The 245-nt window shown below is 46.9% G+C and carries 1 pseudogene; it reads left to right on the top strand.

The features are described 5' to 3' along the window. Positions 1-31 precede the first annotated feature (31 nt). Positions 32-245, top strand: a pseudogene (locus P5683_RS26250) (hypothetical protein); the annotation flags it as partial.

The following is a 245-nucleotide window of genomic DNA, read 5'->3' on the forward strand; positions in this document are numbered from 1 at the left end:
TGAAGCATGGACAACTTCCTCCGTTCTCTTAATCATTCCTCACTGTGCAATACCCACAATCCAAGATAGAGCAAGGCAAGCCTTGGTTAAGTCGGCTCTCGAACCTGAATGGGAATCGAGATTTGAAAGCACAAGCTATGGGTTCCGTCCTGGACGGTCAGCCCACGATGCAATATCCAGAATCTACCAAAGTATAGCACAAGACAGAACACTTAGGACGTATAATGGAGAGGACGAGATGACTC

The sequence above is a fragment of the Limnospira sp. PMC 1279.21 genome (assembly GCF_032349615.1).
Lineage (GTDB): Bacteria > Cyanobacteriota > Cyanobacteriia > Cyanobacteriales > Microcoleaceae > Limnospira > Limnospira fusiformis.